The following is a 14,715-nucleotide window of genomic DNA, read 5'->3' on the forward strand; positions in this document are numbered from 1 at the left end:
GCTGGCTGGACTGGTACAACTACCACCGACCCCACACCGGAATCGGCGGCCAAACACCAGCCAGCCGCGTCACCAACCTGTCCGATCAGCACACCTAGCACAGTGATCCACTTCGCCGCTGGGGTTCCGTGAAATGCCTCCGGTCCTGCGTCGGGGCCGGCCACGGTCCGGCTCGTGCCGGTGGAATTTCTGAGTGATGAGCAGGCCGAGACGTACGGGACGTTCGCCGAGGAGCCGCTCCGCCCCGAGCCGCAGCGGTTCTTCTTCCTGGACGACGTGGCCAGGACCTGATCGCCCTGCGGCGGACGAAGCATCACCAGCTCGGGTTCGTGCTCCAGATGTGCACGGTGCGGTACGTCGGCCTGTTCCTGGAGGACCCGCTCCCCGCGCCGTGGCCGGTGGTCGAGCACCGGCCACGGCGCTTGAACGGCAAGTCGAACGCTCCCGCCGCATCGACGCCGAGGGGTTCCACCGGCTCCTCGACGGCGTCATCATCGACGACGCCGAAGTCTTCAACGACAAACTCCGCGAGTGGGAGGACTACTACAACTACCATCGCCCCCACGGCGGCCTCGGCGGCCAGACACCCTACGAACGCCTCAAGCAGAAGACCACGGCCCAGGCGTAATCGGTGATCGTCAGTGGCACACCGACACCGGACCCACGCTCGTCACAGGGTGCCACGAATCCTGGCGCTCAGTCCGCGACGAAGGGTGCGTATCCGACCGGGACCTCGCTCACCTCAAGGTCTGAGAAGAGCAAGGTCAGATCGTGAGCGTTGGTCTCAACGTGCACCTCATGGAAGTCGATCCCGACAGCCTTCGACCAGCGGAGGGCGGCCTCCGACTTGAGACGAAGCTCGGCACCGTACAGCTCGTGGTACTTCGCCCCCCAGACATAACCGCCGAGGTCAGGGTCAGCGGTTTCGTGGTCGAGTAGCTGGTCGTCCAAGGAATCCCGCCAGGTGTCAGTGGACAGGAACGTCTCACATCGGGCCTCGACGCAGTACCGGAAGAGATACCGCAGGTAGGTCGACGGGCTTTGGGGGCCGTTCCACACGTTGACGATGACCTCGTAGTCACGCATGTAGGTGGTGTATCCGTGGTGCACGACAACGGCTTCGATGTGTTCGTTCAGCGTCCGCTGAAGTTCGGCGGTGTCCATGCCACCCTTCTACCTCACGTGGCAAGTCCTTCGACAGCGAGATTCAGTGCGTAGGCAGGCGTCGGCTCAGAGATCGCCCGGACAAGTCCTCCAGGCGTTCGCGGGCTCGGATCCGCCCGCCTCACCGGTTGAGGTGAGGCGGGCGGATCCGGGGGTAGGGCTGCACCGGCCGGTTCAGGCCTTACCCGCCAGTTGCTGCTGCTCGGGCTCGTCGGAGCTGCTCCCACCGGGGTCGTCGGCCGTCGGCTTGGAGAGCCAACGCAGGGTGGCGGCTCCGAGCACGGCATGCAGCAGAGCGGCCACCAGGACGGCGGCGTGCAGGCCAGTGACAAAGGCGCTCTTCGCGTCCTGAAGCGCCGCGGGCACGAGATCCGGCAGGTGGCGCGTCTCCTCCAGGGTGGGAGCGAGGTCCGGCCCCTGGAGGCGGAAGATCAGGGCGGCGAGCGACCCGAGGATCGCGATGCCGAGGGCGTTGCCGATCTCGTTGCTGGTCTCGGCGATCGCGCCGGCCGAACCCGCACGCTCCGCGGGGACCGCGCCGACGGCGGTGTCGGCGACCACGCTGAAGGAGATGCCGTAGCCGACTCCAGCGATCATGGTCGAGGCGACGTACCAGCCGACGCCACCGGTGATGGTGGTGGGCAGGAGCAGAAGCAGGCCGCCGGCGATGGTGAAGTGGCAGATGATGAGCGCGCCCTTCTTGCCGATACGGTCGACGAAGGCGGGGGTGACGATGCAGGTGATGGTGAGGACCGCCGCTCCGGGGAGCGCGAGCAGTGCCGCGTGCAGGACGCTCAGGCCCAGGACGGACTGAAGGTAGATGCCGGACAGGTAGGCCGCCGCCGACCATGCCGCCAGCGGCAGCAGCCCGGTGATGATCGCGATCGTGAAGGTGCGGTCGCGGAACAGGGAGAAGTCGATCAGCGGGTGCTCGAGGTGCCGCTGGCGGAGCGCGAAGAACGTCAGGGTCGCAAGGCCGAGCAGCCCGGTCACGGCCGGCAGGACCGTAAAGCCGTCTGCGGCCAGGTGCTTGATGCCGTAGATCGTGAGCAGCAGGCCCCCGGCGGAGGCCACGACGCTGAGCAGGTCGACGCGGCCGGTCCGGGTCGCCCGTACCTCCCGCAGCAGGACCGGCGCGAGCACCAGGAAGACGGCGATGACGGGCAGGTTGACCAGGAAGACCGAGCCCCACCAGAACTGTCCGAGCAGCGCGCCTCCGACGACCGGACCGATGGCGAACCCGGCCGCGAACGCGGCGGCGAAGACCCCGATCGCCCGGGCACGCTGCTTCGGGTCGGGGAACAGCTCGCTAAGCACCGCGAGCGCGGAGGGCAGCAGGGTCGCGCCGGCCACGCCCATGAGGGCCCGGCAGGCGATGAGAAGCTCCGGGGTCGGCGCGAACGCCGCCCCGGCGGATCCGACACCGAACACGGCCGCGCCGATCATCAGCAGCTTCAGGCGGCCGTAGCGGTCACCGATGCTACCGAAGGCGACCAGCAGGGAACCCACGGCGAAGCCATAGATGTCCAGCATCCACAACGCCTGGTCGGCGGTGGGCGAGATGGCCTCGGTGATGCTCGGCATCGCCAGGAACAGGATCGAACCGTCCATCGAGACCAGCAGGACCGGGCCGAGGATCACCACGAGCCCGAGCCAGGCCCGCAGGCCGGGCGAAGGGTGTGCATGCTGTTGAGTCATGCCCTCGACGGTCCGGCACCGTGAGTACAGCAACCATCCCCGTGCTGTGGGTACACCTGACAGGTACACCCACAAACCCGGCCCGCGTCTTACGCTCGAACGCATGGAGAGCCTCGGAACGTTCCTGAAGAGCCGCCGCGACCGGGTCACCCCGGCCGAGATCGGCCTGCGCACCTACGGCACCTCCCGCCGCGTTCCCGGCCTCAGGCGTGAAGAACTCGCCCAGCTCGCCGGAGTGAGCGCGGGGTATTACACGCGCCTGGAACAGGGGCAGGCCGACACGGCATCCGAGCAGGTGCTGGACGCGCTGGCCCGCGTGCTCAGGCTCGACCAGGTGGAGACCGTCCACCTGCACAACCTCGCCCGACAGTCCGCGAAGCCCGGCCTGAGCCAACCGCCTCCCGAGGAACCGCACCCGCGCGTCCTCACACTCCTGAAGTCGCTCGGCGAGGCCCTCCCCGCGATCGTCCTCGGCAGGCGCGGGGACGTGCTCGCCTGGAACCGCACCGGGCACGCACTCTTCGCTGAGCACATCTCCTACGAGGCGCCACGGGACCCGGAGCAGCATCCGTCGATTCCCCGCATGTTCTTCCTCGACCCCCACACCCGGGCCATGTACTGCAACTGGCACGAGCTGGCCCGCGTCCACGTCGCCTATCTGCGGCTCACCGCGGGCCGGTACCCGACCGACGCCCGGCTCGCAGGCCTGATCGGGGAACTCACCATGCACAGCGACGACTTCGCGACGATGTGGGCCACCGGCGACGTCGCCGACTGCACCGTCGGCTCCATGCACCTGCGACACCCCACCGTCGGAACCGTGAACGTGGACTACCAGGTGTGGCTCCAGCCCGACAGCCCCGACCACCGGGTCGAGGTCTACACCGCGAACGACCCGGCCTCGTCCGATGCGCTGCGGGTCCTGACCCAGCAAGTCGGCCGGACCGACGAACCGGAGCCGCTCCGGCAGAGTTGACCCGGCCGTACCGAGCGTTCGCCGTGCGCCGAACGGCCACTCCCGTAAGACGCCCGGAAGGGGTGGGCGTCGTCGTACGGGAGTTGGCGTGCCGGGTGTGCGCCGGGGCGCCGGGGCGCCGGGGGTCAGGAAACAGCCTGTTCCCGTCTGCGCGGGAGCTCCTCGGCGGCCGCGTCCGGCTCCTCGCGGCAGCCAGCGCACCGCGAGGAGGCCGAGCGCGAAGGTGAGCGCGGCGGCGACGCCGATCGCCGCGTGCAGCCCGGTGACGAAAGCGTCCTTGGCCCGCTCCGCGTCCTCGGCGGTCAGGCCCGGGGTGCCCAGCGTCGTGCCGAGGGTGTCCGCGGGGCTGGGGCCGAGTAGCCGGAAGAGGAACGCGGCGAGCGAGCCGAGCTGGCCAACGCGTGAAGCCTCTGGTTCCGGAACGTGATCTTCGCAGACCAGTTCCTACCAGGGGCTTCTCGTGTATCTGATGCCAGGTCGAGCCCGTCTGACGGCCCTGGTCAGCCAGGAAGATCGCGGATCTGTCGGACGGGCGGCGTGGCCAATACCCTGAGCCCCGTCCGCACCACCTGGGGAGAGTCATGACAAGTAGGTTCACTGAGTTGGCCGTTGACTGCCACGACCCGGAGAGGCTCGCGGCCTTCTGGTGCGAGGTCCTGGACTTCAAGGTGATCGACCGGAGCGAGGGCAAGGTCGAGATCGGCTCCTGGGTGCCGACCGTCGACGGTGTTCGGGCCCGTCAGATGCCGCCCACCCTGCTGTTCATCCAGGTACCCGAGGGCAAGACCGTGAAGAACCGGCTTCACCTCGACGTCAGCCCGATCGACGGCAGCGCCGAGGACGAGGTGACCAGATTACTCGGCCTCGGCGCCACCAAGACGGATGTGGGCCAGGGGTCAGACCGAAACTGGGTGGTCATGGCAGACCCGGAGGGCAACGAGTTCTGCGTCCTACGCACCCTGGCACCGCAGGCCTAGACCGCGAGCGGGCACGCGACCCCCATCACACACCGCAACCGTCACGTGGCCGAGAAGACCTCAGTAGGAACACGCCTGGCTCCACTCCCCAGCCGAGTGCGCCGTCCGGCGCCGCACGACAGTCAGGTGAGGCCGGCGGTGGCGTTGTCCTCCCAGCCGTCGACCCGCTGGAAGTAGCCGTTCATGGAGCGGGAGTGCCGGGCCCATCCGCCCTGGTCGGCGATGGCCACGGCGTCCTTGCCCTTCTTACGTGCGGTCGTGGCCAGGCCGATACGGAGGGAGTGGCCGGTCCAGGCAAGCGGGATTCCGGCACGGGCGCTGATCCGCTTCACGGCCCGGGTGACGGAGTCGGGGACCATGCCGCCGGTGACGTTGCCGTGCCGGTCGACGCCGACGAACGCGGGAGCGTCCGGCTCCGACCAGTGCGGCGGGGCCTCGGCGGCGAGGCGGGACCGGTACGTCTTCCACGCCTCCACCGGGCAAATCTCCGGGTCCTGCTGGTAGTTGACCTTCGCGTCACGGACGCTGTGCTTCGTCTTGCCGGTGAGCACCGACACGACCAGGCCGCGCGGTGTCAGCGTGACGTCCCCGGCGAGGAGGCCGGCGGGGTCCTGGGCACGCGAGGCGTAGTGGAAGCCGGTCAGGACGAGCGCCTTGTCCCGGGCCCCGGCGAGATTGTCCGGGCAGGCCCTCGCCACCCGGTACAGGTCGGGGACCTCGGCCGCGGTGGCCTGGCCGCGGCCGCGCCGCTCCCCCGCCTTCAGCAGTTCCACGGCCGCCGCCTCCAGTGTGGCCCGCGCCTGTGCCTGGTCGTCCCGGCCCACCTCCGCACCGCGGCAGCGCAGTTCGACTACGGCCCCGGCGAGGATCGTGCTCGCCGACGAGGGTGCGTAGCCCTTGCCGTCCGCCCGGCCCCGGTCCAGCAGCCAGACGACGAACGCCACGAACGCGCCGCGCGTGGCCTCCAGTTCGGGAAATCCCTGCGCCGCGCAGAACCGCGTCCAGACCTTCCACGCCTTCGCGTACGTGTCCGTCGTGTTGGCCGGTCGCAGTCGCCGCTGCACCTGGTCCGCGAAGTCCTCCGCGTCCGCGAGACGCCGTGCGACCTCCACGCCATGGCGCTGCGCCCACTGGACGACCAGAGGAGACCGCTCCACTGGGACGGGAGTCGAGTCGGCCTCTTCTGGCGGATGCTCGGCGGCGGTGCTCAACGGGCGCTCCCCCGATCGGTCCTGACATCGGATAAGGAGAGGTTATCCGATGCCAGGACGCACGGCGCCCTCCGTGAAGGCCGGTCCGCCTCCCCATGAGGAATCGTGGCCACACTCCGCGAGAACCGCATGCGGGCCGACTGGGATGACCCCATGCCCTCCATGTAGATTCCGCAGAACCGGGTAAGAATCTGACGGAAGGCAACATGAAGATCACGATCGAGGGCGCGGACCGGGACTTCGCCGAGAAGCTCGTCGCGCTCGCCGCAGCGCACCACGCGGAGCTGACTGTCGCCGCCGTCGACACCGCCTGGACCGTCGAGCGGGCCAAGCGCTATCTGCGCTCGCTGACCGCCGGCGCCCGCCGGTTCGCCGAGATGGTCGTCGTCGACGGCGACGGTTACATCGACGCGGACCAACTGCGCTCCGCTCTCGGCAAACTCAACGGCCCGACCGTCGCCCTGTCCCGGGCCGTCCCGCGCGGCGTGCGCGAGGGCTGGTGGCCCGAGGGCATCAGCGCGCCCATCACACCGGTCTACGATCCGGACATTACGAGCTGGCAGAAGGTCATCGCCTACGAGATGACCAGTGACAGTGTCCCCGTCTTCCGCTCCGCCTTCGCCGCCCTGAACACCGGCTGAACAGCGGCCCCCGCGTCACCGGAGCCGCCCGCCCCTTGGAGCGGGGAGGCGCCGTCCGCCTTCGCCATACCACCCGGATGGGGCGCCGCCGACAACGTACCGCTGTCACGCTCGACGAGGGTGGCACCCGCGCAGGGACCGACACCGCCAACGCGCATCAGCGGGACAGATGAGCAGGTCAAAGGGGCGTTGCGCGTCTTGGGCTCTAACAAAGCTGCTGATCACGAGATTCTCGGCCTGCTGTCTCGTAGGTCTGGTTATGGGCATCCGTCATTCGCGGCCGTGGGTCGCGTCGGACGGACTGTGGTCGCTGGTCGAGCCGTTGTTGCCGAAGCCGGGTCCGAAGAAGTGCGAGGGCAGACCGCGGATGCCGGACCGGCAGGCCCTGTGCGGGATTCTCTTCGTCCTGCACACCGGCATCCATTGAGTACCTGCCCCAGGAGCTCGGCTTCGGCTCGGGCATGACCTGCCGACGGCGCCTTGCGGCCTGGAACGAGGCCGGCGACTGGGGCCGGCTCCACCAGCTGCTGCTGAACGAGTGCGGTCGACGAACCAGCTGGACTGGGAACGGGCAGTGATCGACTCCTCGCACGTGTGGACCGCACGCAGGGGACCAAAAGCGGACCCAGCCCGGTCGACCACGCACGGTCGGGCAGCAAGCACCCATCGGATGTCTCATCGTCGAGGGCAGGGCATCCGGCCCTCGTCGGAGCTCACCTCGCCGGGGTGATGTCGACCGACATCTCGGCAACAGCTGCCGCGAGGGATGCCTCGCACTCGGTGTCTGACGGCGCCGCGACTATCGCATAGCCCAGGCGAGCCATGTAACCGCGTGGCGGTAGCGCGACTGCTGCTCCTGCGGAGAGGAGAGTTCCGGTCGCGACGAGGTTGGGGTGGGACTCAGTGCGGGGAAGGCTGACTGCGTTGAACGTTCCGTCGCGATCCGCGTACACAATCTGATGCGCGGCGCTGCGGTGGACCTGTCGTTCGATGAGGGGCGGCTCTCCGCAGGCCACCCGGGCGGCGATGGTGGCGCCGTCCAGTCCCATGGCGAGTTTCGCCAGGTGCGGCACGAAGTCACCGGCGAGTCGACCGTTGACCTCGATGATCACTGGCCCGTCCGGAGTCAGTCTGATCTCGGTGTGCGTCATGCCAGTGCGGATGCCGAGCGCCGTGTGGGCTGTCCGCAGCATCTCAATGAGGCCGGCGTCGAGCAGCAATGGATCACCGGCGTTTATGGTCTGGCCGGTCTCCTCGAAGAAGGGCTCCGGACCGAAACGCTTCCGGATGATGTACATCGGCTCCAGTCGCCCGTCTACGACGACGGAGTCGACTGCGATCTCGGGGCCTGCCAGGAACTGTTCTACCAGGGCCCCACCACCATGCCGCTGGGCACCGTCTCGTGCAGCCGAGGCCGCGATCTGAAAACCCGTCTCGATGTCTGCCTGCGAACGGACCATGATGACGCCGATGCTTCCGGCGAGGCCGCGGGGCTTGAGAACCACTGGGTAGCCGAAGTCCTCGCCGATGGAGGCGGCTTCCGCAGCGGTTCTGGCGAAGGCGAAGCGGGGCTGACGGACTCCGCTGTCCGTGAGCAGCTGCCGGGTTCGTTCCTTGTCGCGGCAGTTTTCGGCGACACCGTGACCCAGGGACGGGAGGCCAAACTCGTCAGCGATTTGGCACGTGGCGGAAAGGAACATCTCCTCAAAGGTGAGAACCCCTCGAATGGGGACTGATGCGGCCAGCTTGCGTACGGCTTCGAGGAGGAAGGTTATGTTCGTGCTGACTTGGGCCGAGTTCAGTCGAGGTATCACCGTGTACCCGGAGACGTATTGCCGCTGCCAGGTGGGCTCTTGATCTGAAAGTAGCCAAACACGACTTCTTGAGAGCGACCGGAACAGCTCTTCCCGGTATTCCTTCGGTCCCGTACCTACGACAAGAAGAACGGGTTCCGTAGACATAAGTCCCCCATTGACAGGTTGCGGTGAGAACGACTGTGCGGGGGAAGTTGCTCCCTGAAATCCCGCCTGGAAGGCGGGTAGATGGTGGCTCGACTCCGCACCCCCGACGCGGATCGCCAGCCCAGACGCTACGACCCGGTGGCCACCTACGCAACAGACTTGATCATGTTTTTAAGGGTGCATGACCTGCAGAGATGCCACTATGTGTCGCCGGTCACACCCCGGTTGCGGAGGTAACCCATCCATGTATCGTTACCCCCCGTTCACCGTAGGGTCACCTGCGGTTAAGGGGGATTAGCGGGAGCGGGGGCCAGGCGCAGGCGTGCCGGCGATGACCTGACGTCTCAGGATCGGAACGTTTCCGGAGCCTCGCGCAGGGGCTTGACCGGCCTCTCCCACCTCCATCCGTATGTCTGTTTTTGGGGGCTTCATGGATTCCATCATGTCTTGCGACGTCGTGGTGGTTGGTGCTGGATTTGCAGGACTTATGTGCGCCGACCGACTGTCCAAGCTTGGCTACACGGTCACAATCATCGAGAAGGCGCCGGCCACCCTTGCAGGAACCAGCAGCCGAAACGAGGGATGGCTGCATGCCGGCACTTACCACGCTCTGTCGGTCAGGGATCCCCGCGAGGCTGCGGCCGTTGCCAAGCGCTGCCGCTTCGGGTGGGAAGAAATCCAACGGCGTTTCCCAGAGTGCGTAGAGGCCGAGAAGGGCAAGGCCGTCGCGATCCTCCCCGAAGCCCAGCTCGCTGAGTCGTTGAGCCGCTGGGAGGAGGCCCGTGTCGGGCATGTCCGGCTGAACGGCTCGCAGTGCGAGCAACTGGCTGATCATGTCCGCATCGGAGAGGACGAAGCGGCCTTCTGGGTCGATGACCTCGGGATCAATACCCGGATGCTGGCAGCCAGTCTCATCGCTGAACTGCGCACGCGCGGCGTACAGATCCTCCTCGGTGCCCGGATACTCGGCCGTTCGAACGACCGCTTGCACGTCGCGACCGCGGACGGGACCTTCGATCTCACCCACCGGTTCATCGTCTGCGCGGCCGGCTTCGAGACGGAACGCGCCTGCGCTGATCTGGAGATCCCACCAGTCCAGGTCCGGCTGTGGCGAAGCCACTTGGTGACCATGCCCAAGGTGGCGCCGGTGTCGGTGTTCGGCGTGGCTCCTCAGCAGGCCGCGATGATCAATCACGGGTCCTGGAGCATCATCGGTTTCAATGAGGACGCGACCGTTGTGGACCGACCGACGTTCGATGTGGACCCGGTCATCGCCGACCGGCTCGAAGAGGCCGTCCGGTGGAGGTTCCCCCAGGCTGACCTGAGTGCCACCAAGCGGTCCGCCTGTGTGAAGGTCGACTACGCGGCGCACGAGAACAGCGCGCGGTCCCTGAACATCCGCATGTTCCCGGTCCTCGACAACGCCGTGGTCGTTCTGCCCGGGAAGATGACCGAGGCTCCCTATAGCGCCAACGTCGTGGCCAGCCACGTCTTCGAGGTACTCGGCCAGGGCACCGTCACGGCTCGCCCCATCGACACCTACGCGTTGACCAGCCAGGGGAGCTGACCGTGCAGGATCACATCACCGGGTTGATGGACGAGCACCGTCGCAGGAACGGGCTCCTGACGCTGGCCGAGGTGGCGGCCCTGGCTGAGACGAACACCATCTTCGACCCGTTCTCGACGCTGATTGCGCGCGACGCCGCGATCGGCGAGGGCAACACCTTCTTCCCCGGGGCCATCGTGCAGTGCAACGGCGGGACGTGTTCCGTCGGCAGCGAGAACACTTTCTATCCATCGACACTGGTGATCGCTGCCAACGGCGGACGAGTCGTCATCGGCGACGGGTGCTCCCTGGGTCCCGGGGGGGTCCAGATCAAGGCCAACCAACCCGGCTCCGTACTGTCGATCGGCAACCGCGCGCGGCTGCTCAACGGTGCCGAGATCGTCGGATCCAGCTCCATCGGCGACGGTGCCCAGATCATCGGCGCCATCTCGGCACAGAGCGTCCAGCTGGCCGGAGGCGACGACTTCACGGGTCCTGACCCCGATCGTCGTGGCGCCGTACTCAAGGGGAGCGGGCTCGCCCGCGGAACGCGGCTCGAGATCGGCGACGTTGTGAACGGCCTCGGCGACTTCAGCTCAGCGGCCGTCGAGCGTCAGCTCGCTTACCACCCACGGAGCAAGTGATGAGCAGGACGACAGCCCAGCGAGTTCAAGGGGTAGAGCTCGGGCTCGGTCTGATCGGTATCGGCCGGCCGTGGCCCACCCCGGATGCCGCCGTGTGCACCGCCGAGCAGGCTTGGACCCTGCTCGATCGGGCGCTTGAGCTGAACATCCGCTTCTTCGACACGGCTGCCGCGTACGGCCGCAGCGAGGCGGTGCTCGGCGAGTACCTGGGCAATCTGCCGGCCGTTCGACGCGAGGAACTCCTGATCGCGACGAAGTGCGGCGAGACGTGGCCGACTCCAGCGGGCGCGCAGCCGGACCATTCGCTCGTCGCCCTGGAGATGAGCTTCGAGCGGTCCCATCGGCTGCTGGGCCGCATCGACCTCCTCCAACTGCACAAGTGCACCGTCGATGATCTGCGCGACGATCATCTCCTCGCCTGGTTCGAAGGTCTGCGGGCCTCCGGTGAGGTGGGTGCCATTGGTGTCAGTGTCTCCTCCGAGGAAGCGCTGCGGGCGGCGCTCGACACAGCTGTCTTCGACACCGTCCAGTTCCCGGCGAATTCGAGTAAACCCGACTTCACCGCCGCGTTCGCCGAAGCCGAGCGCTCGCACCTGCCCCTGCTCAACCGGCCCATGGCGTCCGGGGCTCTCGCCGACACCGGCAACCCCTTCGTCTTCCACACGGCCGCCTTCCAGCGTGCGGTCGTCCTGACCGGCACCACACAGGTCAGCCACCTCGAGGCAAACGCGGCGGCGTTCGCTTCGGCCATGGCCGCAGCGACAACAGATCAGGACGTGTAGATGACCACCACAGACACCCCGGCGACGGCCTCGATCATCCACCCCCTGTCGCCCCAGCAACGCCGCATGCTCGAGTTCATCGGCGGGCGTACGGACTCCTACTACCTCATGGTCGAGGCATTCGTCCTCAAGGGAGACCTGGACGTCGGCGCCCTGCGGCAGGGAGCTGTCAACGTACTGGACCGGCACGACGTGCTCCGTTCCGTGTACCCGGCCGATCAGGACGGCTACCGGACCATTGGTCCCGGCGCCGACCTGATCGACCGGATCTGGATCGAGGCACCAGGAGGGCGTTTCGCCTCGGCCGATGAGGCACTGGCCGCTGGGCTGGACACGGCGGCTCGACCGATGGGCCTGGACAGCGAGCCCCCGCTCAGGATGTGGCTGACCCGCCTGAACCAGACCGAAGCAGTACTGATCGTCTGCGGACACCACCTGGTGTTCGACGCCTGGACCTTCATGCTGTTCTACGAGGACCTCGCCGCCGAATACCGGACCCTGACGGCCGGCGGTAAGCCGCGGCGTCTGCCGCAGCAGTACTCCGACGCCCAGGCGCCGCAGGACGACGACGCGCTCGACGGCTGGTCCACGCTCCTGGGCCGTCGATACCTGGCTACCAGGGCACTGGACGCCTGCGCCAAGACTCCCAAGGGCCCCGGTGCGGTACACCGCCGTGTCTGGCCCGGGTTGAGCGCCGGCGTGCTCGGCGCTGCCAGGCATCACTCAGTCACCCCGTTCGTCATCGCCTCGGTGGCGATGCTGCAGGCCCTGTCGGACGTCCTCGGCGACGAGGAGGCCGTGTTCGGCTCCGCCTACGCAGGCCGGACCACGGCGGCTTCCGCAAACGCGCTCGGCTACTACTCGACGACCCTGTTCGTCGGAGAGGATCTCGGCGCCCACTCGTCAGTGGACCAGCTCATCTCCTCCGTCAACAGCGGCTTGAAGCGTTGGCACCACTGCGCGCGCATCCAGTGGGAGGACCTGCTCGCGCGCTACGACGCAAATGACCTGTATCCGGTGAAGTTCGCCTTCCAACCCAAGGAACTGGCGGAACGGCAGCTGAAACTGCCCGGCATCGACACCTCAAGGATCAGCCGCAAGAAGGCGAACCTGTCCGCGCGCCGGCCGGTCAACTTCATCGGCTCCTACGACGCCGACGTCGTGTCGGTGTCAGTGATCACACGCACCGATGTGCTCACCGACGACCAGGCGACGTCGCTCATCGACGGCTTCGGCCGACGCCTCACGGCTCTCGCTGAATCGGCATCGGCCCGCTAGTCGCTCGACCCACACCGCAACTCATCACAGGTGGCACGCACGCAACGCCGTGCCGGAACGGAGAGACCCAATGCAGTCCGAACTTGATGTCATGGAGAAGGAGATCGCGACCCTGTGGGCAGAGGCCCTCGGCCTCGACAGCGTGGCCGGTGACGAGGACTTCTTCGACCTGGGGGGCACCTCCATCACTGCCATCCGGCTGCTGCCCGAGATCACGGAGCGGTTCGGCGTCGAGCCGAGCATCGGAGTGATCTTCGATCACCCCACCGCACGCGCGATGGCGGTCGCCCTGGCCGACCTCGGCGCCAAGGTCGCCGGCTGACCCCACGGCCGATCCGTACAAGCACTCACCGAAACGGGGGAACATCCTTGAGTACAGAGCGCACCGGCGGCCCGATGACACATCCCGTTGTCAGCCTCCTCAACCATGCGGTCACAGCCCGCCCCGAAGGCAGCGCGATCGAAACAGCCGACCGCGTGATCAGCTACCGGGAACTCGGAAACGCGGTGGAGGGCCTTGCCGCATGGTTCGGCCTTCAGGGGGTCGCCCCTCGCGACCGGATCCTCATCAGGGGCGAACGGAGCAGCCTGTTCGTCACGGCCCTCCTCGCCTCCTGGTCGGCGGGGGCCGTGCCGGCACCGGTCGACGGCACGCATCCGGAAGCCCGGATCGCGCGCTACCAAGCGGCCGCCCGGGTTCACTGGGTGCTGTCATTGACACCGGAACCCACTCTGGTCCGTGTGGACCACGGCAGTGCACCCGTACCCGGGGACGGCCTGAGCCACATCCTCTTCACTTCCGGCACCACTGGAAATCCCGCCGCGGTCGCCGTCGGGCCCGAGCCTCTGCGGGCCATGTCCGCTTGGTATGCGCAGGAATTCGATCCCAGTCCTACCGACCGTATCGGACTGCTCGGCGGTCTGGGCCATGACCCGGTCCTGCGGGACGTGGTAGCTGCCCTCCTGGGAACGGCGACCTTGGTGGTGCCCGCTCCCGAGGCGTTGAGCATGCCGGGCCAGCTGGCTGCCTTCGCGGAACGCGCGGAACTCACCATCCTGCACGGCACGCCGGCCCTGCTCGAGTTCGGCCTGCTCCCAGGCGCCGGCCGGGATCGTCGGCTGTCGAAACTCCGGCTGGTCCTGTGCGGCGGCGCCCCCCTGCCGGGCGAGGTCGGGAGACGGATGAAGCTCCTCTGCGACAGCGCCCGCCTGTTCAACGTCTACGGCGCAACGGAGACGCCGCAAATCGCCGCCGCCCATGAGTTGCGCGCACCGCTCGGCGTCGGGGAGCACGTGCCGATCGGCAGCGGGGTGGCTGGTGCAGTCGTCCTGCTGGGGGCCGAGCTCCCAGGCGCAGACCTGGAGGCGGACGAGATTGTCGTCCGCAGCAGGAACCTGGCACTCGGATACCTCGACGACGAACGGGTCAACGACCGCTTCCGGCCGGACCCGCTGGGTGTGGAGGGCTACCGGCTCTATCTGACCGGGGATCTGGGCGTTCGCGAGGCCGACGGCGAGCTGTACGTCACGGGCCGAGCCGATCGGCAGATATCCGTCAACGGCTACCGGGTCGCCCTGCAGGAGATCGAAGCCGCAGCCACTCGCCACCCGCACGTCACCGAGGCGGCCGCCATGCTGGAAACGGGACCCCGCGGAGACTTCTTGGCGATCACCGTCACCGTCCGTGATGGAACACCCGTCACGTCGACCGACCTGCGTCGTCACCTTCGCGGTGAGCTGCCCGCACACGCGGTGCCCTCGGCTGTTCGCTTCGGCGAGTCGGGTCTCGACCGCAACCACAAGGCGCGTCTGGTAGCGAATGGCTGACGAGGTGGCG

General features: G+C 67.7%; 16 protein-coding genes and 1 pseudogene. 13 read left to right on the forward strand and 4 right to left on the reverse strand.

Annotated elements, in window-relative coordinates; genetic code table 11:
- The 3 genes and pseudogenes from KUM03_RS12295 to KUM03_RS39010 all read left to right on the forward strand — a co-directional run.
- A partial coding sequence (locus KUM03_RS12295; RefSeq protein ID WP_217246962.1) for an integrase core domain-containing protein occupies window positions 1-98 on the forward strand: 98 nt, incomplete at its 5' end.
- A gap of 76 nt (window positions 99-174) precedes the next feature.
- Window positions 175-425, forward strand: a pseudogene (locus tag KUM03_RS39195) (DUF4158 domain-containing protein); the annotation flags it as partial.
- Window positions 392-628, forward strand: a complete 237-nt coding sequence (locus KUM03_RS39010) for an integrase core domain-containing protein (RefSeq protein ID WP_308406308.1) — start codon at window positions 392-394, stop codon at window positions 626-628. The pseudogene KUM03_RS39195 and the gene KUM03_RS39010, both read left to right, overlap by 34 nt.
- A gap of 68 nt (window positions 629-696) precedes the next feature.
- Here the strand turns inward: KUM03_RS39010 and KUM03_RS12310 are convergent, their stop codons facing one another.
- Window positions 697-1,164 carry a hypothetical protein gene (locus KUM03_RS12310; RefSeq protein WP_217247074.1) on the reverse strand — a complete coding sequence of 156 codons (468 nt, stop codon included), beginning with the start codon at window positions 1,162-1,164 and terminating at the stop codon, window positions 697-699.
- A gap of 174 nt (window positions 1,165-1,338) precedes the next feature.
- Window positions 1,339-2,862, reverse strand: a complete 1,524-nt coding sequence (locus KUM03_RS12315; protein WP_217247075.1) for an MFS transporter — start codon at window positions 2,860-2,862, stop codon at window positions 1,339-1,341.
- 103 nt (window positions 2,863-2,965) lie between these two features.
- On the opposite strand from KUM03_RS12315, the gene KUM03_RS12320 reads away from it, so the two are divergent.
- Together KUM03_RS12320 and KUM03_RS12325 are read left to right on the forward strand one after the other, a co-directional pair.
- Window positions 2,966-3,838, forward strand: a complete 873-nt coding sequence (locus KUM03_RS12320; RefSeq protein ID WP_217247076.1) for a helix-turn-helix transcriptional regulator — start codon at window positions 2,966-2,968, stop codon at window positions 3,836-3,838.
- A 581-nt stretch (window positions 3,839-4,419) separates the two neighbouring features.
- Window positions 4,420-4,815 carry a VOC family protein gene (locus KUM03_RS12325; protein ID WP_217247077.1) on the forward strand — a complete coding sequence of 132 codons (396 nt, stop codon included), beginning with the start codon at window positions 4,420-4,422 and terminating at the stop codon, window positions 4,813-4,815.
- Window positions 4,816-4,937: 122 nt separating this feature from the next.
- Here KUM03_RS12325 and KUM03_RS12330 read toward each other — a convergent pair whose 3' ends face one another.
- On the reverse strand, window positions 4,938-6,026 hold the full coding sequence (locus tag KUM03_RS12330) for a tyrosine-type recombinase/integrase (protein ID WP_254399245.1): 1,089 nt from the start codon (window positions 6,024-6,026) through the stop codon (window positions 4,938-4,940).
- A gap of 206 nt (window positions 6,027-6,232) precedes the next feature.
- Between KUM03_RS12330 and KUM03_RS12335 the strand changes: the two genes are divergently transcribed.
- Both KUM03_RS12335 and KUM03_RS12340 read left to right on the forward strand, forming a co-directional pair.
- Entirely contained in the window at window positions 6,233-6,667 is a 435-nt protein-coding gene (locus KUM03_RS12335; protein WP_217247078.1) for a hypothetical protein, read from the forward strand.
- Between the two features lie 259 nt (window positions 6,668-6,926).
- Window positions 6,927-7,094: a transposase gene (locus tag KUM03_RS12340; protein ID WP_217247079.1), complete on the forward strand. Its 168-nt coding sequence runs from the start codon at window positions 6,927-6,929 to the stop codon at window positions 7,092-7,094.
- Window positions 7,095-7,380: 286 nt separating this feature from the next.
- Here KUM03_RS12340 and KUM03_RS12345 read toward each other — a convergent pair whose 3' ends face one another.
- Window positions 7,381-8,628 carry an ATP-grasp domain-containing protein gene (locus tag KUM03_RS12345; RefSeq protein ID WP_217247080.1) on the reverse strand — a complete coding sequence of 416 codons (1,248 nt, stop codon included), beginning with the start codon at window positions 8,626-8,628 and terminating at the stop codon, window positions 7,381-7,383.
- A gap of 430 nt (window positions 8,629-9,058) precedes the next feature.
- Here KUM03_RS12345 and KUM03_RS12350 point away from each other — a divergent pair, with 430 nt between their 5' ends.
- From KUM03_RS12350 to KUM03_RS12375, 6 genes are all read left to right on the forward strand, one after another.
- Window positions 9,059-10,195, forward strand: a complete 1,137-nt coding sequence (locus KUM03_RS12350; RefSeq protein ID WP_217247081.1) for an FAD-binding oxidoreductase — start codon at window positions 9,059-9,061, stop codon at window positions 10,193-10,195.
- Window positions 10,196-10,197: 2 nt separating this feature from the next.
- Window positions 10,198-10,818, forward strand: coding sequence for a hypothetical protein (locus tag KUM03_RS12355; protein ID WP_217247082.1), 621 nt, complete (start codon window positions 10,198-10,200; stop codon window positions 10,816-10,818).
- Window positions 10,818-11,600, forward strand: a complete 783-nt coding sequence (locus KUM03_RS12360; protein ID WP_217247083.1) for an aldo/keto reductase — start codon at window positions 10,818-10,820, stop codon at window positions 11,598-11,600. The genes KUM03_RS12355 and KUM03_RS12360 overlap by 1 nt, the downstream gene beginning before the upstream one ends.
- Window positions 11,601-12,878 (forward strand): condensation domain-containing protein, encoded by a 1,278-nt coding sequence (locus tag KUM03_RS12365; RefSeq protein WP_217247084.1) that lies wholly within the window; start codon window positions 11,601-11,603, stop codon window positions 12,876-12,878. It begins immediately after the preceding gene.
- Between the two features lie 70 nt (window positions 12,879-12,948).
- Window positions 12,949-13,200 (forward strand): phosphopantetheine-binding protein, encoded by a 252-nt coding sequence (locus KUM03_RS12370; protein WP_217247085.1) that lies wholly within the window; start codon window positions 12,949-12,951, stop codon window positions 13,198-13,200.
- A 47-nt stretch (window positions 13,201-13,247) separates the two neighbouring features.
- Window positions 13,248-14,705: an AMP-binding protein gene (locus KUM03_RS12375; protein WP_217247086.1), complete on the forward strand. Its 1,458-nt coding sequence runs from the start codon at window positions 13,248-13,250 to the stop codon at window positions 14,703-14,705.
- The last annotated feature ends 10 nt before the right edge of the window (window positions 14,706-14,715 follow it).

The sequence above is a fragment of the Streptomyces sp. AC602_WCS936 genome (genome assembly GCF_019049125.1).
In the GTDB taxonomy this organism is placed as follows: domain Bacteria; phylum Actinomycetota; class Actinomycetes; order Streptomycetales; family Streptomycetaceae; genus Streptomyces.

Excerpts from the sequence above, each read along its gene's own strand:
- KUM03_RS12325 (WP_217247077.1), top strand. The coding sequence starts at position 4,420 with ATGACAAGTAGGTTCACTGAGTTGGCCGTTGACTGCCACGACCCGGAG.
- KUM03_RS12365 (WP_217247084.1), top strand. The coding sequence starts at position 11,601 with ATGACCACCACAGACACCCCGGCGACGGCCTCGATCATCCACCCCCTG.
- KUM03_RS12360 (WP_217247083.1), top strand. The coding sequence starts at position 10,818 with ATGAGCAGGACGACAGCCCAGCGAGTTCAAGGGGTAGAGCTCGGGCTC.
- KUM03_RS12315 (WP_217247075.1), bottom strand. The coding sequence starts at position 2,862 with ATGACTCAACAGCATGCACACCCTTCGCCCGGCCTGCGGGCCTGGCTC.
- KUM03_RS12310 (WP_217247074.1), bottom strand. The coding sequence starts at position 1,164 with ATGGACACCGCCGAACTTCAGCGGACGCTGAACGAACACATCGAAGCC.
- KUM03_RS12320 (WP_217247076.1), top strand. The coding sequence starts at position 2,966 with ATGGAGAGCCTCGGAACGTTCCTGAAGAGCCGCCGCGACCGGGTCACC.
- KUM03_RS12335 (WP_217247078.1), top strand. The coding sequence starts at position 6,233 with ATGAAGATCACGATCGAGGGCGCGGACCGGGACTTCGCCGAGAAGCTC.
- KUM03_RS12345 (WP_217247080.1), bottom strand. The coding sequence starts at position 8,628 with ATGTCTACGGAACCCGTTCTTCTTGTCGTAGGTACGGGACCGAAGGAA.
- KUM03_RS12340 (WP_217247079.1), top strand. The coding sequence starts at position 6,927 with ATGGGCATCCGTCATTCGCGGCCGTGGGTCGCGTCGGACGGACTGTGG.
- KUM03_RS12370 (WP_217247085.1), top strand. The coding sequence starts at position 12,949 with ATGCAGTCCGAACTTGATGTCATGGAGAAGGAGATCGCGACCCTGTGG.
- KUM03_RS12350 (WP_217247081.1), top strand. The coding sequence starts at position 9,059 with ATGGATTCCATCATGTCTTGCGACGTCGTGGTGGTTGGTGCTGGATTT.